Consider the following 24,667-nt stretch of genomic DNA (forward strand, 5'->3'; position numbering starts at 1 on the left):
CGCCAGCGAGAAATGAAGGCAGGTTATCGATATGAGCAGCGTGAACAAACCAGGTGGCAACTACTTGCCGGTGATCATCCATGGTGGAATTGCGTATGTCAGTGGTCAGCTGCCGCGTCGCGGCGAAGCCCTGCTGTGCTCCGGTAAAGTCGGCGCAGGTGTCGATGTCGCCGCCGCACAGGGGGCGGCGGCCCTCTGCGCAGATCTCTGCATTTCGGCCATCAATCACGCAACAGGTGGAGAGGACAAGATCGTCCAGGTCTTGCAGCTCGTTGGATACATCGCCTCGGCCCCTGGATTCACTCAGCAATCGCAAGTCATGAACGGCGCTTCCGACCGGTTGATCGAGCGCCTAGGCGATCGCGGTCGTCACACGCGTACATCTGTCGGCGTCGCCGAGTTGCCGCGGGGTGCACCGGTCGAGCTGAGTATGATTGCCGCTGTTCAGTCGTAGGAAGGCATGCCGTTCGCTGATCGTCAGCTTCGACGTTCGCACTTCGATACGTCGCGACGACACGCGGTCTATTCGACCAGATACTTCTTCACCGCAGCCTCGTCCCACGCGATCCCGTTGCCGGGCTCCTCGTTCGGCAGGGCAAAGCCGTCCTTGATGATCAGCCGCGTTGAAAGCACTGCGTCGGCCCAGTCGACATATTCGAGCCAATGCGCGGTCGGCGTCACGCACAAAAGATGCGCGCTGACTTCCGAGAACAGATGCGTCGACATCTCGATCCCGGCGGCATGCGCCAGCGCGGCGGCGCGCAGCCAGCCGGTGACGCCGCCGATGCGCTGCACGTCGGGCATCACGTAGTCGCAGGCTTCGGCTGAGAGCGCGGTCTGCATCGCGAAGGCGCTGTCGAAATTCTCGCCGATCTGGACCGGCGTGCGCAGCGCATCCGCGATGCGGGCGTTACCCTCATAATCGTCGTGACGGATCGGCTCCTCGATCCAGGTCAGGCCCTCATCGTCGAGCATCTCGCCACGGCGGATCGCCTCGGTGGCCGTCAGCGCCTGGTTATAGTCGCACATCAAGGTCACGTCGTCGCCGACGGCCTTGCGCACCGCGCGCACCACCTTCAGGTCTTCCCGTGCATCGGGACGGCCGACGCGGATCTTTGCGGCCTGAAAGCCCTCGGCCAGCAGCTTGTGGGCTTCCTCCACCGCGGCACCCGCCGGCATGATGCCGAGCCCCTTCGAATTGTAGGCCCTGACCGGTCTTGGCGCGCCGCCGAGCAGCCGCGCTAGCGGCAGGCCGCGTGCGCGCGCCAGTGCGTCCCATGCCGCCATGTCGATGCCGGATTGTGCCAGCCGCTGCAGGCCGGCGAGCCCCAGCAGGGTGAAGCGCTGGGTCAGCTTGCGCTCGATCTCGAACGGTAGCAGCTCGTCGCCCGCAAGCAGCTCCGACATTTCCGCGACCATCGCCGTCAGCGGCTTCAAGGCCGATGGCGTGATCGAGAACAGATAGGCGTGCCCCTGGACGCCCTGGTCGGTCTCGCAGTCGATCAGCACCAGCGGTGCCTTTGCGACAGCCCCGGTCGAGGTCTGGAGCGGGAGGTTCATCGGCACGATGACGGAGCGCGCATTGAAGCGCTTGATGCGGATGGTCTCGGCCATTTGGTGGATCTCCTGGCGGAGTGAATGCAGATAAATGCCGATCTTAAACATTCGCCATGAAACGAAAAGCCGCTTGGCGCGACCACCATAAAATGGGGTTGCGCGGGAGCGCGTTTATTGGCTCTGTTCCGCAAATCGCCCCGAGTTCGAGACAGGAACGCAATCACGGAGCCAAAGAGTGAAGCAAGAGATCTCCGAAGAACAGCGCAAGAGCGGCATCCTGACCGGTGCCGCGATCGCCTTCCTGCTGCTCGCCTTGCCGCTCGCGGTGTGGCTGGACCTGACCGAACTCAGCAAGACCGCGCTGCGCCGGCAGGCGATCGACCTGAATTCGGTGATCACGAGCGTGCGCAGCTACTACGCGACCAACGTGGTCGGGCGCATCATCGCCAATCCGAACGGTACGACCAGGGTGATTCACAACTACGAATCCATCCCCGGCGCGATCCCGATCCCGGCGACATTGTCGCTGGAGCTAGGGCGGGTGATCGGGGCGCAGCAGGAAAACATCACCTACCGTTTCGTCTCGGACTTCCCGTTCCAGAACCGCGCCCCGCACCAGCTCGACAAGTTCGAGAAGGACGCGCTCGAATCGCTTCGCAACGATCCCGAGCAGAAGATCGTCGACACCGAGACCTCGCTGTTCAACGACAAGGTCCGGCTGATTGCTCCGGTGACGATGGGCCCGGCCTGCGTCAGCTGCCACAACAGCCACCCCGAGAGCCCGAAGAAGGACTGGAAGGTTGGTGACGTCAGAGGCATCCAGGAGGTGATCATCGCCCAGCCGATCGCCGCCAACATCTTCTCGTTCAAGTTCCTGCTGGCCTATTTCCTGATCGCCGCCGGCAGCGGCCTGTCGTTTCTCTCGCTGCAGCGCCGCCAGGCGAGCCGTATCAAGGGCATGAACAAGGAGCTCGAATCCGCCAACGACTTCCTGGCTTCGCTGTCGATGAAGATCTCGCGCTACATCCCGCCGCAGGTCTACAAGAGCATCTTCTCCGGCCAGAAGGACGTCACCATCCACACCGAGCGCAAGAAGCTCACCATCTTCTTCTCCGACATCCAGAATTTCACCGCGACGGCGGAGCGGCTCCAGCCGGAGTTGCTGACCCAGCTCCTCAACGAATATTTCACCGAGATGTCGGCGGTCGCCCACGAATTTGGCGGCACCATCGACAAGTTCATCGGCGATGCCATGCTGATCTTCTTCGGCGACCCCGAGACCAAAGGCGACCGCGCCGACGCGCAGGCCTGCCTTCAGATGGCCTGGCGCATGCAGCACCGGCTCACCGAGCTCAATGCGAAATGGCGCGCCTCCGGCATCGAGCTGCCGTTCAAGGCCCGCATGGGCGTCAATTCCGGCTATTGCAATGTCGGCAATTTCGGCAGCAGCGATCGCATGGACTACACCATCATCGGTGCGGAGGCGAACCTCGCCGCGCGCCTGCAATCGATCGCCGAGCCCGGCGGCATCGTGCTGAGCTACGAGACCTTCGCGCTGGTCAGCGACATCGTCCGCGCCCACGCGCTGCCCGCGATCACGATGAAGGGCATCAGCCGCGAAATCATTCCCTATTCGGTCGACGCGCTGAACGACGCGGCCGCCGAAAGGAGCGGGATCATCACCGAGCGAGCGCCGGGGCTGGAGCTCTATCTCGACCCCGCCGTGGTCAAATCCGGCGACGCGGCGCGGGTGCGCTCGCTGCTGGAGAATGCGCTGGCCTCGCTGAACCCGGCGTGAGGAGCACGCGCGTTGCCGTCTCCCATCGAGAGAGTGTGCCGTGTGGCACCCCCTCCCTAGCCCTCCCCCACAAGGAGGGAGGGAAACACATCTTTAACGTGGCGACGTTGTCCAACTTCGCGGAAAGTCGATCATGGTGCGACGCTGCTCCGTTCTCCGCTCGGCTCCCTCCCCCCCCTTGTGGGAGAGGGCGGGGGAGAGGGGTAGCCCAGCAATAGGTGGGCCCGAGTCAACTCACCGCGCCGCGCCTTCCGTGAAGGCGGTGTCGATCACGTCGCCGAAGGGTTGCCAGGAGCGGCCGTCGAACTGGACCAGCCGCATCTGCCGGATCGGCAGGTAGCTGTTCGGCGAGGTGTTCATCCTGATGTTGGGCAGGGCGACCGAAGGCTGATAATTCCTCAGCGAAGCCGCCTGACGCATGATGTTCTCGCGCGAGAGGTCGTCGCCGCATTGCTTCAGCACCTGCGTCAGCGCCTCTGCCGCGGCGTAGCCATAGAGCGCGGCGCTGCTGTTGGTGCTTTCGTCGTGATGGTATTTGTCCATGAAAGTGAACCAGTCCTTCATGGCGGGATCGTCCTTCCATGCGGGATCGCTCGGGTCCTTCAGAAAGGCCGCCGAGATCACGCCGGAGGAATTCTCCAGGCCTGCGGGCGCCATCGCATTGGCGATTGAGGCGGAGGCGTCGTTGACGATGAAGACCGGGCGCCACTTGAGCGACGCCGCCAGCTTGATCACCTTGGACGCCGTCGACGGTACACCGAGAAAGACGAAGATATCGGCGCCGGCGCGCTTGAGGATCGAGACGTGTCCGTCGAGATGCTCATCGGCAATGTCGAAGGCGATGTCGACGAGGACGAGACGGTTCAGATCGCCAAGACCTTCCTCCAGGCCCTTGAGAAGCGCACGCCCGAACTGGTCGTTCTGCCAGAGCACCACGATCTTCTTCCTGGGATAATAGGCCTGGAGATAGTTGGCGTAGATGCGCCCCTCCGACCGGAACGACGGCTGCCAGCCCATGGTCCAGGGAAACGCCTTGGCCTGGCTCAGCTCCTCGTCGCCGGAGGCGACGAACAGTTGTGGGATCTTCTTCGCGTTCAGATACCAGCGCGTGGCGAGATTACCGGGCGTGCCGAACGATCCGAACATCAAATGCACGTCGTCCGTCTCGACCAGATTGCGCGTCAGCTCCAGCGCGGTCGTCGGATCGGAATTGTCATCGCGCGTGATGAAGCGGATCTTGCGGCCGTTGATGCCGCCGCGCGCGTTGACCATGTCGAAATAGGCCGCTTCCGCCTGGCCGATGGCGCCGAATTCGGACAGCGGTCCCGAATACGGCATGACATTGCCGATACGGATTTCGTTGTCGGCGGTGGGTTGATCGGCGCGCTCCTGCGACATCGCCCCGAGCGATGCCAGGGCAACCATCAACACGAACAGCATCCTGCCGGAGACGCGCATGCCCGATACCTTGACGTTGGCCCCTCATCGAGGTCGGCTCAATCCGCACCAAGGCTGCTTGATCTAGGTCAAGCGTTTGTCAAAGCTGTGGCGCGCTGCGCAGCTGGAGGGCCGGACGAAACGGCAGGCGTGCTGACGCGCCGACTGGGGCGCGCCGCTAGGGCAGCCCGCGGACTTTGAACTCCATCTCGACCCGGCGGTCGTGAAATCGGGCGATATAGCCCGGGTGCGCTCGCTGTTCCGCACTCGTCCGATGAAAAATGAATCGATCTGTGAAAGATCATGTTTGGGATAGCGGGCCGTAATTTGGATGGTGGTCTATATTGACCGGTGGCGGCAGAGCTCTCGGTTCCATGATGGTCCATCACCGCCCGCATCGGCGCCCATCGGTGACTGAGAGTATCGCGCTCCCGCCGGATTCAGGCGAGCCTCATGGCCATTCAGCGACCACCTTGTCCTACATGCCGGATAACAACGACGCTGGCGCGCATCACGCCAAGCTCCGCCGGTTCTGAGATTTGGACCTTCGAATGTCCCGCTTGCGATTTCGTCGACCAGATCGCGGTCGTGCTGGTCGACCCAATGAGATCGTCTGATACCTTGGCTTGGTTTCAGGGCGAATTGCGGGCGCCTACATAGGGCGCGCGCTACCTGGAACGATCGAGCGCCGAAGGCCTGGACGTAGGCATTGGTCGAGAAGAACCGGTTGCAGCGCTCGGCTTGGCAACGACGGTGACGTTCAGCGAGCTTGGTGCTGCGCTTCATCAGCAGAGGTAGTCACCCGAAAATCCGCATCATTAATGCTTTGCCGATCGGGGCGGCGTGGATGCCGCTGAATGCGCTGACGTAGTCACCGGAATAGAAAGCGCGAATGAGAGCGATGCGGGTGTTGAGGGTTTCATCAAACCGGATTGCAAAGCCATTCCCCGTGCGTCGCACGACCAGGGCCGCGACGTTTCTCTCCTGGAGGGTGCAGCGAACCGCGGTCCCGACAGGTGGTGGATTGTCGCTCACGAAGCGAGCGCCCGTGATCGACATGTCTGCCAAACGGTAGATGCACTGCCGGGAACCGATATTGAAAAGGACAGGCTCATCTCGCTCGAACCGCTCGGCCTTCCGTCGCCGCGGCTGCTCGATGGACACCAGGCAGACGATCAACAGAATGATGGCGTTGTACAAACTCCAGGCGAGCGCCAGACCGCCATAGGCGATCATGTCACCTTGCACATGAAGCACGAAGGCATAGACGATACCCGCGAGCGTAATCGCCAATGCGGTGCCGTATATCCTGAGCAGTGGCCATTCGACGAAGCGTTGGTCGCGATCCCCGCCCTTCGCCGTGACCTTGAATGTGTGTCCCTGCGTCTGGAGCAGTCCCGCCGCCACGGCCTTGAGAACCGCCGGCAGTGCAATGTATTGAGCGACATCCGACATCACCGCCATGGAGCGTCCGCGGGAAATCCAGGCCATGGTGAGCGAATACCAGACATAAAAAGGCAGGAAATATCCGAGGAGTTCGAAAAGATCGGCCTGGACCGCTTTGATGCCGAAGAGAAGATAAAGGCTTGGAACGACGAGACCGAAGACCTTGACGACATAGGTCGAGGTCCAACTCATGAATGCTTCGATGAGAGAAAGCCTGTCGACAACGTCCAGCTGCGATCTTCGGGAAAAGGGACCACTGCGCCCCCGAAAGATTTGCATGAAGCCAAGACACCATCGGCTGCGCTGAGTGATGTACTCCTTGAGTCCCTCCGGGGCCAGCCCCAAGGTCAGACGCTCGTTCAGGTACACCGTGCGTGATCCAATTTCCGTCAGCCGCAGCGTCAGCAAGTAGTCCTCCGTCACGGAATCGGTCGGAAAGCCGCCGATCTTCACGAGGGACGAGAATCGGATGACCGACGACGTGCCGCAACAAAACGCCACGCCCCAAGCGTCCTTCGATGGCATCAGGATATCGAAGAAAAAGCGCTGCTCGTCCGGCCAGACCTTGGTCGCGGCCAAATTGGTTTGGATCGGATCCGCATTGATGAAATGCTGAGGTGTCTGTACCACGCCTACGCCCTGGTCGCGGAACAGGCACGTCGCGCGGCTGAGAAATTCGGGCATAGGCACGAAATCGGCGTCGAGAATCGAAATGAAATCTGGGGGATCGGCGAGCTCCGCCACATGCCACAGGGCGTGATTGATGTTGCCGGCCTTGGCGTCCTTGTTGTCCGGACGCGCCAGATACCGGCAGCCGAGCTGGCCGGCAAGCTTTTCGAGCCAGTCACGCCGTCCGTCGTCCAGAACCCAGACGCGGTAGTTGGGATAGTTCATTCCCGTGGCGCCGATGATTGTGCGCTCCAGAATCGACGTTTCCTCGTTGTAGGTGCAAATGAATACGTCGATCAGCGGAGCTTGCCGTCCGGCAAGCCACCGCCTGTTGACTTCGACTTGCGGCGTTCGATTGGTCGAGCGGCTGAGAAACACCAGTGTCAGTGCACCCGCCGCAAGCGATACAGCCTCGACGAAGAGGAACACGGATCCCACGGCGAAGTCGGCGGTCCAGCCGACGGGCGGCACCGTGGCTGTCATGCGCCATCCAAAATAGCGGATCATGAGCAGCAATGCGATTGAGATCATCAGCGAGCGCGCCGTGGAGTTCTCGTGCCGCAACCAGGGAAGGACGGCAACGCAGAACCCGAGCGCAATAAGGCCCGGTGTCAGCGCGGCGATCATGGCTTTCTCGCAGTGTCTGGCGAGAAGATGACGCGTCCGGTTCGCCCGACTGGACAATCGTTGGAGCCATCGTTGAGGTCGGGGACCGAAATCGTCGCACGATACGGTTCCTTGCTCAGCGCATCGGGATTAATGGCGAGGTTCGCTGCGACCCCTGCGGAGCCGGTGAGATTGACGACGGTGCCAGTCAATTCGGGGCCGCCGGCGCTCGGCCGGAAATGTGCGAGAGATCCCAGTTGCAGCCCGTTATACACGCTCTCAGTGACGTTCGCCGTCACTACGGCGCCGGAACAATCGAGTAGACGAATGAGCGGTTGTCCGGCCCGGACGTCCTCTCCAGGTGCCGTCATGACCTCCCATATTCGGCCGGCGACGGGGAACTTGATGTCCGCCTCGGAGCGGCCGATGTAACGAGATCGCTCTGATTCTATCTCGCCGACGAGCCACGAGATTTGCGCATCGGCGTGCGCTACGTCCGCGGTGAGGCCTTCAGCCCGCTGCCGCATTTCCTCCTCACGCTGCACCGAGCTCGGACGATCGTTGTAGCTGTCGCCGAGGAAAGTGCCCTCGCGCGCGGCGGTGAGCTCGACCTGGGTTGCATCCAGACGGCGTCGCGCGCCGATTTCGGTCTGCTGAGCAATGGTTTGATCCCGCGTCAGGCGCCCAAGCTCGACAGACGAAACGCTGCCCGATTTGATGAGCGATGATGCTCGTTCCACCGCGGCTGCCGCCTCTTCACGACGCGCTGCGGCCGCTTCGATTGATGTTTGGATTTCTGCGATGCGCGCCTCGAGCTGACGAATGCGCCCCGCTGTGAACAGGGCCGCCTGACGCGCCAGATCCTTCTGCCCCGCCTGGGCTGAAGCTATCTTCGAAACGAGGCTCGGCCTTTCGTTTTCGAGGCGAGACATCTGACTGCGCAGGTCATCGAGCCGCACGCGGTCGCCGCGCGGATTGACGACACGGAGGATGAAAGTGCCCTCACCGACGGTGCCTAAATCGCCTGACAGACTGGCCCCGGCTGAAATCTTCCCGTCAATCGGCGACCTCAACGTCACGAGCCTCGAATTGACGACGGCTTCGACGCTTGACGTCTGGAAAAGCGCTCTGAGCGGCAGCCAGCCGAATACTGCGACGATGGCGATGCCCGCCGCGGCCTTCACAAATCGGAGAAGCGTCCGGCTCGGCTTGGATTGCGCTACATCCGCGGCGGCATCGCCGCCGGTTGCGGGGGCATCGGCATTGCCGGGACTGAGACGCGCATCCAACGCGCGTTGCAAACCGTGCGCGTCATGGTTTCCGTCCACCGCGAGAGGTTTTGCGATATCTGGACCGCCGCCGCCTTCGAATGTCGAATCGAAACGCGTTTTGTTTTGCATCATACACCTGAGAGTCAACGCGCAACCTCCGCGCGAGATACGGCCGGCCGAATCCAAATGCGATGTTGGTGTTGCAAAGGCTAACTGAAACATGAGAATTGTCTGCGATAGCGGATCGCCAAGAGTCGCATTGGGCCGATAGAGGCACGGGTCCGTGCTACCGTTCAGCCGATGTGTTGACGAGGTGCAGCTTGGTCGCGGGCGAAGCCCGCGGCATTGCTTTCTCAAACTCCGCGAGAATGCTGGCGCCGAGCTCTGAGGCGGGGATCGGCCGGCCGAAGAAGAAGCCCTGGACCTGATCACCGTTGGCCGCGTCGAGGAAAGCTGCCTGGTTGGCGGTCTCGACGCCTTCGACCGTCACCCGCATGCGCAGTTCCCGTCCGAGCGCGATGATCGCTTTTACTACTGTCCCGACCTGACAATGAGGGCCGTCGAGGCTCTGCATGAAGGCTCGATCGATCTTGATCTTGTCGAACGGAAAGCGCCACAGATAGCTGAGGCTCGAATAGCCAGCCCCGAAATCGTCCATCACGATGGCAACGCCCATCGTCTTGAGCGTCCGGAGCTGAGCCATGATCGTTTCGGTGTTGCCGAGCAGCAGGCTTTCGGTGATCTCCAGTTCGAGTCGGTGCGCCGCGAGTCCGGCGTCTTTTAGTGCGGCGGCGACGATGTCACCGATGTTGCCCGCCACGAACTGCACGGGTGACAGGTTCACTGCAACGGTCAGGTGCGCCGGCCAGGTCGCGGCCGTGCGGCATGCCTCCCGCAACACCCACGCCCCGATCTTGTCGATAAGCCGCAAGTCCTCGGCGACCGGAATGAAGGTCAATGGCGGAATGAGGGTTCCGTCCGCCGCGGGCATCCGGATCAGCGCTTCGAAGCCGGCAAGGCGGCGCTGGGATATTTCGAAGAGCGGCTGATAATGCAATTCGAAGCGATCATTCAGTACCGCGTCGCGAATCGCCCTCTCGAGCTCGATGCGCGCTTGTAGCTCAGTGTCCATTTCAGGCAGGAAAAACCGGATGCAGTTGCGGCCGGCTGCCTTGGCCGCGTAGAGCGCGAGGTCGGCACTCTTGAGCAACCGCTCGGCGGTGGTGTCTTCCCCCGTCGCCAGCGCCACGCCGATGCTAGCGGTGGTGAGGATCTCGTGCTGCTTGAATTTCACGGTCGCATTTACCGCGGCGGCGAGATGGCTCGCAAACGACTCGGCCTGAGCTTTGCCGGCGATCCCGCTCTGCACGACCACGAATTCGTCGCCGCCGAGCCGCGCCACCACGTCGTCGATCCTGGCCGCGGCGCGAAGACGCTTGGCGATGGACTTGAGCAGAAAATCGCCACTGTCGTGACCAAGCGAATCGTTGACCTCCTTGAAACGGTCGATGTCGATGAAGTGTACGGCAAGGCTGCCGCCCCGCATCGGCAGGCGAGCGATGGCGCTCTCCAGTTTTTCGATCAGCTGCGGGCGATTGGTCAGCCCGGTCAACGCGTCATGATGGGCGAGAAACCGGATGCGCCGGTCAGCGTGCTTCACCTTTGTTTCCCGATACCAGGCAATTGCGGGAATGGAGAAGGCGAGACCTGACAGCAGGCAAAGGAACACGGCCGCGGTCAGGAACGTATTGTGGACATTCTTGCGTTGCTCGGTTTCATCCACGTAGGCCGCAACGACAGCGGTGAGGCGACCGTCGGTCTGGACCGGGACATAGGCGCGGGCGAAGAATGCCGGTCGGTCGGGCGAATTTCCCTCCCTGACGTCGACGATCGGGAGACCGTCAACCGCTGATCGCGCCGCATCGGGGCTATATTCAGACAAGTCGACGAGCGCGATCTTTTCGCGGGTCGAAACGAACTGGGAGTAGCCATTACGGTTGAATATTTCGTAGTGAAAGACCTCGCCGGAATTTCGCGCCGACAGGAAGAACGCCATGCTCGCGGCGGAAGGCTGCTCGCCGCCGGCGATCTGCTCGAGATCGGTGACACTGGCCGCCAGGAACCTCGCCCAGCTACGAGCGGTCGACGTCGCATCTTGACGGAGAAGATGATCGGTCGTGATCTTCAGGGTCGTCCCGGCGCCCAGCAACAGAATGGCAAGCGCGGCGACGATGGTGACGATGTTTCGCTGAGGCCAGATACTGGCGAGTGACGGCATCAGTGCTACCGGGTCGATCGCATTTTCGTGAGCTCGGCCCGAACCGTTTTTAGCAGTTCGGCATTGCGCTCACTTTTCGAAGCCCAATCGTCGGCAACGGCCGCGAACACGGCATTGGCCGCATCGAGGTCCGACGGCGTGGGTATGGTCACCTGGCGTTTGGGATCGGACTTCAGCTCCCCCATAATGCTGTTTTCAACGGCTTCGTAGGTATCCATGAAACGTCCGGCAGACCACGCACCGCTGTATTTGAGGATGGTCGCCTGTGCAGGTTTCGGCAGCCGGTTGAATATTTTCCGGTTCATCAAAACCATCAGCGGTGCGCCGCTGATGCCAAGAAGGTAATGATAGGTCGCAACGCGTTTGATGCCGTAATCGACCAATGGAGATGGTGGTACCAGGGCGCCATCGATGCTGCCGCTGCCAATGGCTTCGGAGATCTTGGTGACCGGCAGAAATACGGGCCGCGCTCCGAGCTTTTCGAGCGCTGCGGCTTCGCCCGGATTGTTGACGCGAATTCTCTTGTCCTTCAGATCATTCAGCGACGTGATCGGAATGTTGCTGTGGATCGTCTCGGGCTCGGTGACATAGGCGCCGATCACCACGTAGTCGTCGTATCCTTGCAGCGCGCCGGCGGCCATAAGCCGGTTGAACACCGCAACGGACTCCCGCATGTTCGTAAACAGGCCGGGCATCTCGATGATTGCATTGTCTGCGAACCGGTTGCGAGTCAGTCCCGTCACGACGTAGGCGATGTCGGCCGTACCATCGAGCACGAGCTGGGGTTGCTCAGCCGGATCCTTTCCAAGCACGCCGCTGAAATAGGTCTCGATTTCGATCTGGCCTCTTGCCTCGGCGTTGACCGCGTCGACGAATGGCTTGACCGCAGCGAGATAACTCGTCGAGCGGTCGGAACTGGGGAAGGCCAATTTGAGCTTGACCGGTTCGGCGGCGGAGGCCGAAATCAACGCAAAAGAGATCACCGCGCATCGTGCAAGCAAACTAAGCATCGGTTTTCCGATCGTGGCGGCGGCGCGTCGAAACGCCGATTTGCTCGGTCCCTAACGAACCCCCATAGATAGAAATGCTTCAGAGAACTCTCCTAGATAGCACGCGGCGATCCGGGCGGCGACCAGATCGCGAATCGTAGTTTGAAGCGTGCTAACGCCGGCGAGACAATTGTCTGAGAGCGCGCGGCCGCGAGAGGGCAACCCAGCTAAAGGTGGACGTTATCAGCGCGCTGCCGGCAACACGCCGCTACGGCAGACCGCGCGCCTCGAGCTGATGCACCAGCAGCAGTGTCGGCTCGGCGAGGCTGTCGCCGGAGCCGTCGAGGCCGAAGGCGCTCGCGATGCCGTCGCGGCTGCGCAGCAGCGCGCTACGCGGACAATGGCCGGCGCCGCAGAGCGTCTTCTTCAGGGTTTCGCCCTGCGCCGTGATGCCGGCGGAATCATCCGCGGCCCAGGCCAGCACGATCGGGACGTCCACATTGAGGATGCCGGGGAAGACCGAGCGCTTGTTGTACTGGCTGGCGTCCCTGCCGAGATAGGCCTTCTCGCTGTCGCTGGCGTCCTTGCCGGCGCGGTAGATCCCGGACACCAGCACGACCGCCGCGACATCGGCGCGGTCGGTCTGGAGTTCGGGATGGGCCAGCAGGGTGGCGACGTGGAAGGCGCCGGCGCCGTAGCCGACTGCGACGATCTCGCGGGCATCGCCGTTGAATAGGTCGATATTGCCGTAGACCCAGGACAGCGCCGCCGCCACGTCGCTCGCACCCGCCGGCCACGTCGCCGAGGGCGCCAGCCGGTAGTTGACGCGCACGCCGATCATGTCGTTGCGCGCGGCAAAGCACATGGCCTGGTCCTGGATCTGGCGCGACAGCTCCGGCGCGGCGCGGTCGCCAGTGAAGGTGTCGCCGGTCACGAACAGCAGCACCGGCCGCGGCGTATCCGCCTTGGTCGTGGCGGTGGCGACATCGAGCACATTGGCTTCGCTCTCGCCGTAGCGCAGGCCGCGCGAGAAGGTGACCTGCTCGCATAGCCGCGCGGTGCCGCCTGCGGTGGTGTCGCTATCTGTGAGGCCGACCTGGACAAGATCGGACGGCGCAGCCGGCCGCGGCGGCAAGGGGCCGTGCGCGGAGGCTGCCGTCAGGCCCAGAATCAGAAAAAATGCGAGAAAATTCTTCATGTCGGTGGTGGCCCTGCGTGCCCGATATGGGCTCGCGCGTTTGGCCCGTCTTTTCAATTCGCCTTATTAGTTAGTTGGTCATGAGGCGATTTCGCGGCACCCATGGTTCTCTCGGCTCGTCCTCCACGCGTGGTTCAATTCCCCGGCTGGAACGTGCAATCCGCCCCGCTGCCGTCCTTCCGGCGGATGGCATTGGGGTCGATCGTGCAGCTCAGCTTGGTCAGGCTCTCGAAATTCGATCCTGCGGCGCCGTCGGCCGGAATGCCGGCCAGAGCTTCGGTGGCGAAGATCTCGTTGGCCGTGGAGCCATTCACCGTCCGGGTCTTCTTGCCGAAGGTGACCTCGCAGTTCCGGACGGTGATGTCGACATTGCCGGCGCGACAGACGATTCGATCGGCGGTCACCATGATCGGCTTCTTGTAGGGAATGTCGCTGTTGGCGGCGAACAGCATCGCCATTGCCTTCTTCTCGGCGCCAGACAGGACCGACGACAGCGGCGCGATCACCCCCGCGAGCGCCAGCGCCGTCGCGCCCGAGACTTTTGCGGGCGTCGCGTCGGAGGCTCCCGCGACGCCGGAGGCGGCTGCGAGGACGAGGGTGCAGGCGAAGATCAATCGACCGGCTTTCATCTTCCCTCCCTGGACCTGCAATCGCGGCTTCCCTCCGAGAAGCGCGCGGAACCAGATTAGCATGTAAATCCGAATTGGAAGGCAAGTTCGCCTCGCCTCGCGCCTTCGCGCGCTACGGCTGTTTTGCTCCGAGGTGTCAAACGGTTACGCCGCGGGGCCGAGCCCCGCGCCGAGACGGCCGTTCTACTGTGCATGGGGTTGTTTTCGCGTTTTTTTGTTTGGCCGACCTGTCAGGCCTGCTTCATCGTCCGGAAGGTGATGGAATAGCGGCGCGCCTCGACCGGCGGGATGCTGTGCTCCCATTGCGACCGCGCCTCGCCGTCCATCATGTAAAGCGAGCGCGGCCGGGCTTCGAGCGTGTGGCGCTCCCATTTGTCGCCGCTACGGCGGCGGAAACGGAATTTGCAGGACGAGCCCAGCGACATGCCGAGGATTTTGTCGAAATGCGGCTTGTCGCGATGCCAGCCGATGCCGACGCCGGCCTCGTATTCGGTGCAGAGCACCTGCCGCACGCTGCCGCCGGCAAGCCCAGCCCATGCCTCGACCTGCCGCGCGACGGGCAGGACCCAGTCCGGGATCGGCTCGGCCTCGGCCAGCCGCTGCAGCGAATAGTCATAGCGATAGCCGAAGGACGCCACCCGGCGGTTGCCCTCGAAGGCGCCGAACTGGAAGCGCTGGAGCGGCAATGCTGCGATGCGGCCGATGAGCGCCTGCTCGACGGCGGTCTCGACGAAGTCATCGGCATAGCGAAGGCCGGCGGGCCCTGCGTGCGGATCGTCGAACAAGCCAAGCTGCGTCATTCCTCGCATTTCCGTGATGGAACCTAATGGTGGCTGATGCGACTTACATATGACGCGGAAAGTAACATGCGAGGCTGTCATGGCAGAGAAGCATACCGCCGATCCGGCAGAGATCATGCGGGCGACCGGTCATCCTGAGCTGGAATACGCAGCCGGCTGGACCATCGCCGGTCTGGTCACCATCGGCACCATCGTCGCCGCCTGGGTGTTCGCGATCTAGCCATTGGAAACTGCAGCTCGAACGCCGCGCCCTGATCGGTCGGCGTGAGCCTGATCGAGCCGCCATGGCTCGCCATCACCGCGCGCGCGATCGCCAGCCCCATCCCGGTGCCGCCCTGGTCGCGGCGCGTGGTGAAGAACGCGTCGAAGATCCTGTCGCGGTTCGGCGTCGAGATCGGCTCGCCGTCATTGCTTACCGTCACACGCAGGGTCGTACGCTCGTCGATCGCTTTCAGCCTGATTGTCCCAGCCTTGTGTCGCATCGCATTATCGGCGAGATGCGACAGCACGATGAGCGCCTTCTCGGCCGACATGCCGATCATCAGGTCGAGGCTGCCGCTGGCCTCTATCGAGCTCGCCGGAAATCGGCTCCTGAGGTCGGCAATCACCGGCGCCAATTCCGTGCGCTCGTTTTGCGGCAGGCTTTCGGCACGCGCGAGTTCGCGCAGCCGCTGCGCCATCGCTTCCAGCCGCTTTGTGTCGGACAGGATGTTGGCGATGAACGTCTCCTGCTCGGCCGGCGTCAGGCTGCCCGCTTTGCCCTGAAGCGTCCGCGTCGTGTAGATCACCCCCGCGACGTGGTTGTTGACGATGACAGGCATTGCCGAAAACACGTGGACGCCGAGGCCGCGGCCATCAATTCTACGGCGTCACCGCTCCGCGGGGCACGGCGCGTGGGGCGGTCAGCTCCTTCCACGTCGAATTGGCGACATGCACGGGCGAGAACGCCGGGCGCTCGACATAACGGCCGTCGCCGGCCTCGGCGCGCAGATCGCCGTCTTTCCAGACGATTCGGCCGCGCGACAGCGTCGCCGCCGGTCCGCCGGTGCAGGAAAACCCCTCGAACACGTTGTAATCGATCCGGCTCATCTGCCGCTTCGCGCTGATGGTCTTGCTCGCCTTGGGATCCCAAACCACGATATCTGCATCCGAGCCGACGGCGACCGCGCCCTTGCGCGGATAGATGTTGAGGATGCGGGCGATATTCGCCGAGGTGACTGCGACGAATTCTTCCTTCGTCAACCGTCCCGTGGCGACGCCCGCGGTCCACAGCAGGGCGAGGCGATCTTCGAGGCCGCCGGTGCCGTTCGGGATCTTTCTGAAATCGCCGAACCCGAACCGCTTCTGCTCGGTGGTGAAGGCGCAGTGGTCGGTCGCGACCACCTGCAGCGAGCCGGCTTGCAGACCGGCCCAAAGACTATCCTGATGCGACCTGTCGCGGAACGGCGGCGACATCACGCGCTGCGCGGCATGATCCCAGTCCTTGTTCTGATATTCACCGGCGTCCAGCAACAAGTGCTGGATCAACGGCTCGCCATAGACGCGCTTGCCCGCCGCACGTGCGCGCGCGATCGCCTCATGCGCTTCGCGGCAGCTCGTGTGCACGATATAGACCGGCGTCCCCGTCATGTCGGCGATCATGATGGCGCGGTTGGTGGCTTCGCCCTCGACCTCCGGCGGCCGTGAATAAGCGTGTCCCTCGGGCCCGGTGACGCCGCCCGCGATCAGCGCCTCCTGCATCAGGGCGACGACGTCGCCGTTCTCCGCATGCACGACAGGCATGGCGCCGAGATGGGCGCAGCGGGCGAACGAGTTGTAGAGCTCGTCGTCGTTCACCATGAGCGCGCCCTTGTAGGCCATGAAGTGCTTGAAGGTGTTGATGCCGTAGGTTTTGACCACGGTCTCCATCTCGTCATGGATCTGCTTCGACCACGACGTTACCGCCATGTGGAAGCCGTAGTCGGAGGCCGCCTTCTCGGATTTGTGTCGCCACTCCTGATAGGCCGCGAGCATCGGCTGGCCTGGATCGGGCAGGCAGAAATCCACCACCATGGTGGTGCCGCCGGCCAGCGCCGCCTTGGTCCCCGATTCGAAATCGTCGGCGGTGACAGTGCCCATGAACGGCATTTCGAGATGAGTGTGCGGATCGATGCCGCCCGGGATGACGTAGGCGCCGCCGGCATCGATGACCTCGCACCCCGTCGGCGCATCGAGCGATTGCCCGACCGCGACGATGGTCTCGCCGTCGATCAGCACGTCCGCGCGGCGCGAATGATCATGATTGACGACGGTGCCGCCGCGGATGAGGAGGGGCATTGGATGCTCCGGAGAGGAAAGTGGACCTCGCGAAGCTAAGCGCGCGGCACACGACGCGACAGGTGGAATTTTAGTCAGGCACGCCGACAGTTGAGCCGTGCTCTCTCGGCCCCTACGCCGCCCGCGCGATCAGCCCGTCAATCATCGCGCGCACCAGGCCCGCGATTTCCTTCCGGAGCGCCGGCAGCGGCACCGCGACCAGTTTCTGCTCCAGTCCCAGCGCCACCATGCCATGCACCGCCGAGAACAGGCTGCGCGCGGTGATGCCGAGCTCCTCCCGACTGCGTTTTGGAAATAGCGCGGCCAGCGGCTGGTAGACGTGGCGAAACAGCTGCAGCTGGTCGTCGATGGACCAGTCGGGGAGGGGCTTGTCGGCTGCCATGCGGTGCTCGAACAGAGCGCGCCACAGTTCGAGATTCTCCGCGGCGAAATCGCAATAGGCGAGAGCAATGCGGACCAGGGTCTCCTGCGGCGACGGCTCGCGCGCGCTTTCCGCCGCGCTCAGGGCCCGGTCGAGCCGAAGCAAAGTGCGCGAGCCCACGCGCAGGATCAGTTCATCGACATCGGCGACGAGATTGTAGACCGCGCCGTTGGCGCAGCCGATCTCGCGGGCGAGATCGCGGGTCTTTAAACCCGCCAATCCCCTGTCGGCGATCATTCGTTCCGCCGCCAGGATCAAATCGGATCGAAGTTTCTCTCGGCGTTCCAATGGCTTAGTCATCTGCAAACCAAATTCTTGAGCGTCGCTCAAATATTCCTTGAACGATGTTCAAGTTTCTTGCTACAAACCATCCGTGAGCAACGCTCATAACAGGGAGCTTCAGATGTTCAAGACCGTAGTGACACTTTTCCGCGGCAGCGTGGCCGCCGCCAGCGAGGAGCTGGAAGACCGGACGGCCCTTCTGATCCTCGATCAACAGATGCGCGACGCGGCCGCGGCCGTCGAGCGCGGCAAACGGACCCTTGCGCTGGCGATTGCGCAGGACCAGCAGGAAGCTCGCAAGCTCGAGGCGACCGTCGCCCGCATCGCTGATCTCGAGATGCGCGCGGTCGCGGCGCTCGACGGGGACCGCGAGGATCTCGCCAACGATGCTGCCGAAGCCATCGCGGGCCTGGAGGCCGATCGCGATGCGGCGCTGACGGCCCGCGCACTGTTCGCAACCGAAATCGCGCGGCTGAAGCGGCACGTCGCAAGCGCGCAGGCCCGCATCACCGAGCTCGACCGCGGCCGCCGCGTCGCCCGTGCCTCGGAAGCGGTGCGCTCGCTTCGCCGCAGCGGCATCGAGGCGGCACGCCCCTACGAATCCACGCTGCCGGAGGCGGAGAGCACTTTGAGGCGTCTTCGTGAGCGGCAGATGGAAGCCCAGGCCGCCGACGACGCGCTGGTCGAGCTCGATGCGGCCACCGGTCCGCTCGCCACCGCCGAAAAACTCGCCGAGCAGGGTTTTGGCCCCAGGCTCAAGACGACCGCGGACGACGTGCTGGCACGGTTGAAGTCCAAGCGCACGCCGACGGTCTGATCCCAAACCCATCATCATTCGAACCAACAGGAGACCATCATGAACCAGAATGGCCAGCCCCACAGCGGCGCCTGGGTGACTTTCACTTACGTGTCCTTCGCAGCCTCCGCCTTCCTCATCGCCATCGGCATCTTCTTCCTGCCGATCGACCTCTGGATGAAGGGTTATCTCACCATGGGCATCGTCATGTTGATCCAGACTTGCATCACCCTGACCAAGACGGTCCGGGACAACCATGAAAGTAGCCGGATGGTGAACCGCATCGAGGATGCCAAGGCGGAACGTCTGCTGATGGAAGTCTCCAAGGCGGCCTGAGAGGCATGACAATACGCAAGGAAGCAGCGGAGCAATTTGTTCCGCTGCTTCGCGCCGGATGCATTCCGTCAAACCTTATCGCGCCAGCGAAATGCAACCGAGCCATGACGGATCGCGCGGGCGTGCGCTCTTGCGCACCGGCAGCGGCCGGAGCACTCTGCACGAGCGGCACACAAAGAATGCCGCCAAAAAGATGTGCTTACAAGATCTCGGCGAGGAACTTCATGGCGGTGACGCGGATCGACTGCGACATCCACCCGGCGGTTGGTGGCACGCGCACGACGCTGCTGCCGTATCTCAGCGATCACTGGAAAGAGCAGGTCGTGAGCCGCGCCATCGACGGGCTCGATCTCACCTCCTATCCGCCCAGCATGCCGCTGGCGGGCCGCGCCGACTGGCGTCCGGCGAACGGCGCAAAGCCTGGTTCCGATCTTGCGATGGTACAGAAGGGCGCATTCGAGCAGTTGGGTGCCAGCCACGCGATTCTCAACGTGCTCTACGGCGCTCAGGCCGTGTTCGATCCCTACATGGCGGCCGACTTCTGCAGGGCGATCAACGACTGGATCGCGACTGAGTGGCTGTCGCGCGATGCGCGCTTGCGTGCCTCGATCGTGGTGCCGATGCAGGATCCGGATCTGGCGGTCGAGGAGATCGAGCGCCGCGCCGGCGATCACCGCTTCGTGTCGATCCTCGTGCTGGCGCAGGGCGAGACGCTGCTGGGACGCCGGCATTTCTGGCCGGTCTATCGGCTCGCGGAAAAGTACAAGCTGCCGCTCGCGATCCACGCCGGCACGCAATATCGGCAGGCGCCGAGCTCGGCCGGATGGCCGTCGCACCGCTACGAATATTACTTCGTCGAGGCGCAGGCATTTCAGGCGCAGATCCTGAGCCTGATCTATGAGGGCGTGTTCGGCAAGTTTCCGGACCTCAAGGTCGTGCTGATGGAATCCGGCGTGAGCTGGCTCCCGGCTTTCAAGTGGCGCGCCAACAAGACCTGGCGCGGCGTGCGCGTCGAGGTGCCCTGGGTCGAGCGCGAGCCGGCAGCGATCATCCGCGACAGTTTTCGTGTCACAATGCAGCCGTTCGACGCGCCGGGCGACGCCAAAAGCGTCGAGGAGATCATCGACCAGATCGGCTCGGACAAGATGTTCCTGTTCGCGTCCGACTATCCGCACTGGCAGTTCGACGGCGACGATCCGATCCCGCCGGACCTGCCGAACAGCATCATCTCGAAGATGTGCGTCGACAACCCGCTGGAGACGTTTCCGCGGCTGTCGCTCGCCAACTAGACCGGAGTTTCGCATGAGTGACGTCATCGACCGCCCACTACGAGAAGACGAAAAGCCTGCCGCTTCGCGGCTGCGCATCGTCGATTGCGACGTTCATCCGAGCCTGCATTCGTTCGACGATCTCAACGAGTTTCTGCCAAAGCGCTGGCAGCAGCATCTGAAGGAATATGGCAGCCATTTGCGCACGCCCTATCTGTTCACCACGCCCTATCCGCGCTCTTCGCCGCTGATCGCGCGGCGCGATGCCTGGCCGCCGACCGGCGGGCCGCCCGGTTCGGATCTCGCCTTCATGCAGAAGCAGCATCTCGATCCGCTCGATGTCGAGTTCGGGATTTTGCAGGTGCTCGATCTCTTCATCTTCTCGCAGCAGAACCTCGAATTCGGCGCCGCGATCCAGCGTGCCATCAACGACTGGCAACTGGCGTTCTGGTCGCATCGCGACCCGCGCCTGAAGGCTTCGATCCTGGTCGGGCAGGACGGCGTCGATCTCGCCATTGCCGAGATCGAACGCTGCGCGAAAATCGGCGAATACGTCCAGATCAACGTCTCGCCGCGCGCCAACGAGCCGTTGGGCCGCCGCCGCTACTGGCCGATCTACGAGCGTGCCCAAGAACTGGACCTGCCGCTCGGCATCCATGTCGGCGGCTATGGCGGGCATGCGCCGACCGGTGGCGGCTGGCCGTCCTATTATGTCGAGGAGCACCAGTCCAACGCGCACACCATTGCGGCGCAGCTTGCCAGCCTCGTGATCGAGGGTGTGCCGGAGCGTTTTCCGAAATTGAAGTTTGTCTTTATCGAGGGCGGCTTCGGCTGGATCCCGTCCGCGGTGTGGCGAATGGACCAGCATTTTGAGCGGTTTCGCAGCGAGGTGCCGCATCTCAAGGCAAGCCGTCGGAATATGTCCGCGAGCATTTCTGGTTCACGACGCAACCGATCGACGAACCTGACGAAGCCCGGCACCTGCGCTCGTTGATCGAATGGGTCGGCATCGACCGTCTCCTGTTCTCGTCGGACTATCCGCACTGGGATTTCGACGATCCGCGCTTTGCGTTCAAGACGCCACTGACGGAGGCCGAGCGAAGGAAGATCTTCAGCACCAATGCCCGCGCGGTCTACAAGTTCTGAGAAGGTCTGCACGGATGGCCCGTCACATCGTCGCGTCCACCTCGGAGATCCCACCCGGTGGCAACAAGGTCGTCGATGTCGCCGGCCGCGACATTGTCGTGTTCCACGTCAATGGCGAGTTCTTCGCTTTGCTGAACCGCTGCCCGCACGAAGGCGCGCCGCTGGAGAAAGCGGCCTGTGTCGCGCGACTGACCTCGCCCGAGCCCGGCATCTATCAGCGCTCGCGCGTCGGCGAGATGCTGCGCTGTCCCTGGCATGGCTGGGAGTTCGACATGCGCAACGGCCAATCCTGGTTCGACCCGAAGCGCGTCAAGATTAAGTCATATCCGGTCGCGGTGGAGCGAGGCGAGGAACTCCAGAAAGGCCCGTATGTTGCCGAGACCTTTCCGGTGCATGTCGAGGACAGCTACGTGATTGTCGAGGTCTGAGCAGCCGTTTCGGATTGTGATTTCGCCGCAGGTGGGATAAGCCTCGCCCGCATTTATGGCGGAGACGAGCTTTGTCGAAACAATCACTGCGTGAGGAGGCCGAGCGCCTGATCCGCGAATCGATGGAAAAGAAAACCGTCGTCGTCAAGCAGGGCGATACTCGCATCGAGGCCGTCTGTGGTAAATGCGGCGCCCCGAACCGTGTGCAGGCGCCAAAGGGCCAGACCCGCATCAAGTTCGCCTGCAAGAATTGCGGGCATCAGCAAGAGACGCTGTAGGTTTCTTCGCCCTCTCCCCCTGTGGGAGAGGGTGGCTCGCCGCATAGCGGCGAGACGGGCGAGGGGTTTCTCTCTGCGAGAGACACTGCTCCTGAATTTGCGGATGCAACCCCTCATCCGGCGCTTCGCGCCACCTTCTCCCACAAGGGGAGAAGGAAAAACGCCTAATCCCCCTTCACGAACTTCGCGAATGCATCCGCATGGTCCGGGTGCCAGCGTGACAGCGGCGGGCGGTTCTCCACGATGTCGCCGGCGGCCCACAGCATGCGCTTTTCATCGAGCGCGCGCGGGACATCGTTGTCCGGGCACAGAATGTAGAAATCCCCGGCCTCCAGCCGCGCCAACATGAAATTCACGGTCTGCTCGGCCGTCCAGGCGCCGGCCGGCTTCTCTGTGCGGCCCTTCGCGGTAAGGCCCGTAAAGACGAAGCCGGGAATCAGCAGATGCGCGGTGATGCGGCAACCCGCAGTGTTGCGCAGCTCGTGCTGGAGCGCTTCCGTAAAAGCTTTCACGCCTGCCTTGGAGACGTTGTAGGCGGGATCGCCGGGCGGGGTGGTGATGCCCTGCTTCGACCCGGTGTTGATGATGAGCCCCGCGCTGCCGCGCGCGATCATGTTGGGCGCGAAGGTGCGCGAGCCGTTGATGATGCCCCACATGTTGACGCCGATGATGCGCTGCCAGTTGTTGGGTTCGCCGAACAGCGTGCTGCCGGGCTGGATGCCCGCATTGTTCATGAGGATGTCGGTGCCGCCGAAGCGCTCGTGGACGGCGCGCTCCAGTTCCATCACGCTCTCGGCCTTGCTGACGTCAATCGCGAAGGTCATCACATGTGCGGCGGACGTGAGGGATGAGAGTCTTGTCGCGGCGTCCGCCAGCCGCGCCTGATCCACATCGGCGATACACACCTTCACGCCGTTTCGCGCGAAGGCTGCGGCGGCGGCGAATCCGATGCCGGACGCGCCACCGGTGATCACGGCAACATTGTCTTTGATGATCGCGGGATGTGGCATGGATCGGTCTCCGGGGAGGGGCTCGGTCGTGCTATAACATGGCACTCGCGCGACCCCGCACAAGTCGGCATGGGAGGTGTTCGTTCCGCGCCGACTCTACGCCTCTACTTTACGCCTGTCCGGCATCGCAGTATTCTATCGATCAACGATCCCACCCAGATCGAACCAATCAATCATTGACAGGGAGTTCAGCCATGGCTGTGTCGCAGGCTATTCCGATCACGCGCCATCCATTCGCCAACGGATCCTACAAGCAGATGCTGATCGACGGGAAGTGGGTCGATGCTGCCTCAGGCAAGCGCTTCGAGACCCACAACCCCGCGACCGGCGAACTGCTCGCAACAGTGGCCGAGGGCGACAAGGAAGATATCGATCGCGCAGTTGCTGCCGCTCGCCGCGCCTTCGAAGGGCCCTGGAGCAAGGTCAAGCCGTTCGAGCGGCAGAATCTGCTCCTGAAGCTTGCCGACCTCGTCGAGAAGAATTTCGACGAATTGTCGCAGCTCGACACGCTCGACATGGGCGCGCCGCTCAGCCGTACCCGTGCCTATCGCCTGCGCGCCGTCGGCATGCTGCGCTATTATGCCGGCCAGACCACCGCGATCCATGGCGAGACCATCGAGAACTCGCTGCCCGGCGAAATCTTCTCCTACACGCTGAAGGAGCCGATCGGCGTCGTCGGCGCCATCATTCCCTGGAATGGTCCGCTGACTGCGACGATCTGGAAGATCGGTCCGGCGATCGCGACCGGCTGCACCGTCGTGCTCAAACCGGCCGAAGAAGCGCCGCTGACCTCGCTGCGCATCGCCGAGCTGGCGATGGAAGCGGGCGTTCCGCCCGGCGTCATCAACGTCGTGCCTGGCTATGGCGAGACTGCGGGCGCGGCGCTTGCCGCACACCACGACGTCGACAAGGTTGCCTTCACCGGCTCGCATGTCACGGGCCAGTCGATCATCCGCGCCTCGGCCGGCAACCTCAAGCGCGTCTCGCTCGAGCTCGGCGGCAAGTCGCCGGACATCGTGTTCGCGGATGCCGATCTCGATGCGGCCGTGCCGGGCGCTGCGATGGCGGTGTTCGCCAATTCGGGACAGATCTGCAGCGCCGGCACCCGGCTTTTCGTCGAGCAGTCGATCTATGAGGAGTTCGTCGGCCGCGTGGCCGAGTTCGGCAAGAAACTGCAGGTCGGCAACGGCCTCGATCCCAACACCCAGATCGGACCGCTGGTGTCCGAGCAACAGCTCGAGCGCGTCACCAGCTATCTCGACATCGGCCAAAAGGAAGGCGCGCGGGCGCTTGCCGGCGGTGGCCGCGTCACCGAAGGCGCGCTTGCAAAAGGCTTCTTCGTCTCGCCGACAGTGTTCGCGGGCGTCCAGGACAATATGCGCATCGCGCAGGAGGAGATCTTTGGTCCCGTCATTTCGGCGATCGCGTTCAAGGACATGGACGAGCTGGTCAAGCGCGCCAACGCCACCACGTTCGGTCTCGGCTCGGGCCTGTGGACGCGGGACGTCAGCAAGGCGCATGCGGTCGCGAAGAGGCTCCGTGCCGGTTCGGTGTGGGTGAACTGCTACCAGGCGATGGACCCGGCCGTGCCCTTCGGCGGCTACAAGATGAGCGGCTACGGCCGCGAATCCGGCAAGCAGCACGTCGAGGAATATCTCAACGTGAAGGCGGTGTGGATCAAGACGGCGTAACACTGGTCTTTCCCGCG

General features: G+C 63.0%; 21 protein-coding genes and 2 pseudogenes. 10 read left to right on the forward strand and 13 right to left on the reverse strand.

The genetic code is table 11. The features are described from left to right. The first annotated feature begins 31 nt into the window (after nt 1-31). On the forward strand, nt 32-454 hold the full coding sequence (locus tag IVB13_RS26860) for a RidA family protein (RefSeq protein ID WP_018453354.1): 423 nt from the start codon (nt 32-34) through the stop codon (nt 452-454). Between the two features lie 68 nt (nt 455-522). Here IVB13_RS26860 and IVB13_RS26865 read toward each other — a convergent pair whose 3' ends face one another. Then, nucleotides 523-1,614: an enolase C-terminal domain-like protein gene (locus IVB13_RS26865; RefSeq protein ID WP_026232518.1), complete on the reverse strand. Its 1,092-nt coding sequence runs from the start codon at nt 1,612-1,614 to the stop codon at nt 523-525. 178 nt (nt 1,615-1,792) lie between these two features. Between IVB13_RS26865 and IVB13_RS26870 the strand changes: the two genes are divergently transcribed. Then, on the forward strand, nt 1,793-3,355 hold the full coding sequence (locus tag IVB13_RS26870) for an adenylate/guanylate cyclase domain-containing protein (RefSeq protein ID WP_018453356.1): 1,563 nt from the start codon (nt 1,793-1,795) through the stop codon (nt 3,353-3,355). A 234-nt stretch (nt 3,356-3,589) separates the two neighbouring features. Here the strand turns inward: IVB13_RS26870 and IVB13_RS26875 are convergent, their stop codons facing one another. The 8 genes from IVB13_RS26875 to IVB13_RS26910 all read right to left on the reverse strand — a co-directional run bounded on the left by IVB13_RS26875 (nt 3,590) and on the right by IVB13_RS26910 (nt 14,678). Further along, entirely contained in the window at nt 3,590-4,813 is a 1,224-nt protein-coding gene (locus tag IVB13_RS26875) for an ABC transporter substrate-binding protein (protein WP_018453357.1), read from the reverse strand. A 777-nt stretch (nt 4,814-5,590) separates the two neighbouring features. Further along, nucleotides 5,591-7,534 (reverse strand): glycosyltransferase, encoded by a 1,944-nt coding sequence (locus IVB13_RS26880; RefSeq protein ID WP_247299319.1) that lies wholly within the window; start codon nt 7,532-7,534, stop codon nt 5,591-5,593. Then, on the reverse strand, nt 7,531-8,913 hold the full coding sequence (locus tag IVB13_RS26885) for an HlyD family secretion protein (protein WP_143273909.1): 1,383 nt from the start codon (nt 8,911-8,913) through the stop codon (nt 7,531-7,533). Before IVB13_RS26885 ends, IVB13_RS26880 begins: the two co-directional genes overlap by 4 nt. A gap of 157 nt (nt 8,914-9,070) precedes the next feature. Then, the gene (locus IVB13_RS26890) at nt 9,071-10,993 is read right to left on the reverse strand and encodes an EAL domain-containing protein (RefSeq protein WP_245288368.1); all 1,923 of its coding nucleotides are present in this window, start codon (nt 10,991-10,993) and stop codon (nt 9,071-9,073) included. Nucleotides 10,994-11,067: 74 nt separating this feature from the next. Beyond that, complete coding sequence (dctP, locus tag IVB13_RS26895; protein ID WP_051112953.1) at nt 11,068-12,072, reverse strand: TRAP transporter substrate-binding protein DctP; 1,005 nt, start codon at nt 12,070-12,072, stop codon at nt 11,068-11,070. A gap of 247 nt (nt 12,073-12,319) precedes the next feature. Further along, entirely contained in the window at nt 12,320-13,249 is a 930-nt protein-coding gene (locus IVB13_RS26900; protein WP_018453363.1) for a carboxylesterase family protein, read from the reverse strand. A gap of 134 nt (nt 13,250-13,383) precedes the next feature. Continuing rightward, the gene (locus tag IVB13_RS26905) at nt 13,384-13,878 is read right to left on the reverse strand and encodes a hypothetical protein (RefSeq protein WP_018453364.1); all 495 of its coding nucleotides are present in this window, start codon (nt 13,876-13,878) and stop codon (nt 13,384-13,386) included. 230 nt (nt 13,879-14,108) lie between these two features. Beyond that, nucleotides 14,109-14,678 carry an alpha-ketoglutarate-dependent dioxygenase AlkB gene (locus tag IVB13_RS26910; protein WP_018453365.1) on the reverse strand — a complete coding sequence of 190 codons (570 nt, stop codon included), beginning with the start codon at nt 14,676-14,678 and terminating at the stop codon, nt 14,109-14,111. Nucleotides 14,679-14,757: 79 nt separating this feature from the next. On the opposite strand from IVB13_RS26910, the gene IVB13_RS26915 reads away from it, so the two are divergent. Next, nucleotides 14,758-14,898, forward strand: a complete 141-nt coding sequence (locus IVB13_RS26915; RefSeq protein WP_007597071.1) for a hypothetical protein — start codon at nt 14,758-14,760, stop codon at nt 14,896-14,898. Here the strand turns inward: IVB13_RS26915 and IVB13_RS26920 are convergent. From IVB13_RS26920 to IVB13_RS26930, 3 genes and pseudogenes are all read right to left on the reverse strand, one after another. Next, a pseudogene (locus IVB13_RS26920) lies at nt 14,855-15,529 on the reverse strand (HAMP domain-containing sensor histidine kinase); the annotation flags it as partial. The gene IVB13_RS26915 and the pseudogene IVB13_RS26920 overlap by 44 nt on opposite strands. Before the next feature lie 10 nt (nt 15,530-15,539). Beyond that, a complete protein-coding gene (hydA, locus tag IVB13_RS26925) occupies nt 15,540-16,994 on the reverse strand; it encodes a dihydropyrimidinase (RefSeq protein WP_018453367.1) in 1,455 nt (484 codons plus the stop codon). A gap of 112 nt (nt 16,995-17,106) precedes the next feature. Continuing rightward, on the reverse strand, nt 17,107-17,715 hold the full coding sequence (locus IVB13_RS26930) for a TetR/AcrR family transcriptional regulator (protein ID WP_026232519.1): 609 nt from the start codon (nt 17,713-17,715) through the stop codon (nt 17,107-17,109). Between the two features lie 103 nt (nt 17,716-17,818). Here IVB13_RS26930 and IVB13_RS26935 point away from each other — a divergent pair, with 103 nt between their 5' ends. From IVB13_RS26935 to IVB13_RS26960, 6 genes and pseudogenes are all read left to right on the forward strand, one after another. Further along, nucleotides 17,819-18,514 (forward strand): PspA/IM30 family protein, encoded by a 696-nt coding sequence (locus IVB13_RS26935; RefSeq protein WP_018453369.1) that lies wholly within the window; start codon nt 17,819-17,821, stop codon nt 18,512-18,514. Nucleotides 18,515-18,553: 39 nt separating this feature from the next. Next, a complete protein-coding gene (locus tag IVB13_RS26940) occupies nt 18,554-18,829 on the forward strand; it encodes a YiaA/YiaB family inner membrane protein (RefSeq protein ID WP_007615098.1) in 276 nt (91 codons plus the stop codon). 224 nt (nt 18,830-19,053) lie between these two features. Then, on the forward strand, nt 19,054-20,118 hold the full coding sequence (locus IVB13_RS26945; RefSeq protein ID WP_247490906.1) for an amidohydrolase family protein: 1,065 nt from the start codon (nt 19,054-19,056) through the stop codon (nt 20,116-20,118). Nucleotides 20,119-20,131: 13 nt separating this feature from the next. Continuing rightward, nucleotides 20,132-21,243, forward strand: a pseudogene (locus IVB13_RS26950) (amidohydrolase family protein). Between the two features lie 14 nt (nt 21,244-21,257). Continuing rightward, on the forward strand, nt 21,258-21,671 hold the full coding sequence (locus IVB13_RS26955; RefSeq protein WP_018453372.1) for a Rieske (2Fe-2S) protein: 414 nt from the start codon (nt 21,258-21,260) through the stop codon (nt 21,669-21,671). Nucleotides 21,672-21,742: 71 nt separating this feature from the next. Further along, the gene (locus IVB13_RS26960; RefSeq protein ID WP_007615092.1) at nt 21,743-21,949 is read left to right on the forward strand and encodes a hypothetical protein; all 207 of its coding nucleotides are present in this window, start codon (nt 21,743-21,745) and stop codon (nt 21,947-21,949) included. Between the two features lie 164 nt (nt 21,950-22,113). Here IVB13_RS26960 and IVB13_RS26965 read toward each other — a convergent pair whose 3' ends face one another. After that, complete coding sequence (locus IVB13_RS26965; protein WP_018453373.1) at nt 22,114-22,959, reverse strand: SDR family NAD(P)-dependent oxidoreductase; 846 nt, start codon at nt 22,957-22,959, stop codon at nt 22,114-22,116. Nucleotides 22,960-23,153: 194 nt separating this feature from the next. Here IVB13_RS26965 and IVB13_RS26970 point away from each other — a divergent pair, with 194 nt between their 5' ends. After that, a complete protein-coding gene (locus tag IVB13_RS26970) occupies nt 23,154-24,650 on the forward strand; it encodes an aldehyde dehydrogenase family protein (RefSeq protein WP_247299325.1) in 1,497 nt (498 codons plus the stop codon). Nucleotides 24,651-24,667: the final 17 nt, after the last annotated feature.

The sequence above is a fragment of the Bradyrhizobium sp. 17 genome (assembly GCF_023073515.1).
Taxonomy (GTDB): Bacteria; Pseudomonadota; Alphaproteobacteria; order Rhizobiales; family Xanthobacteraceae; genus Bradyrhizobium; species Bradyrhizobium canariense_D.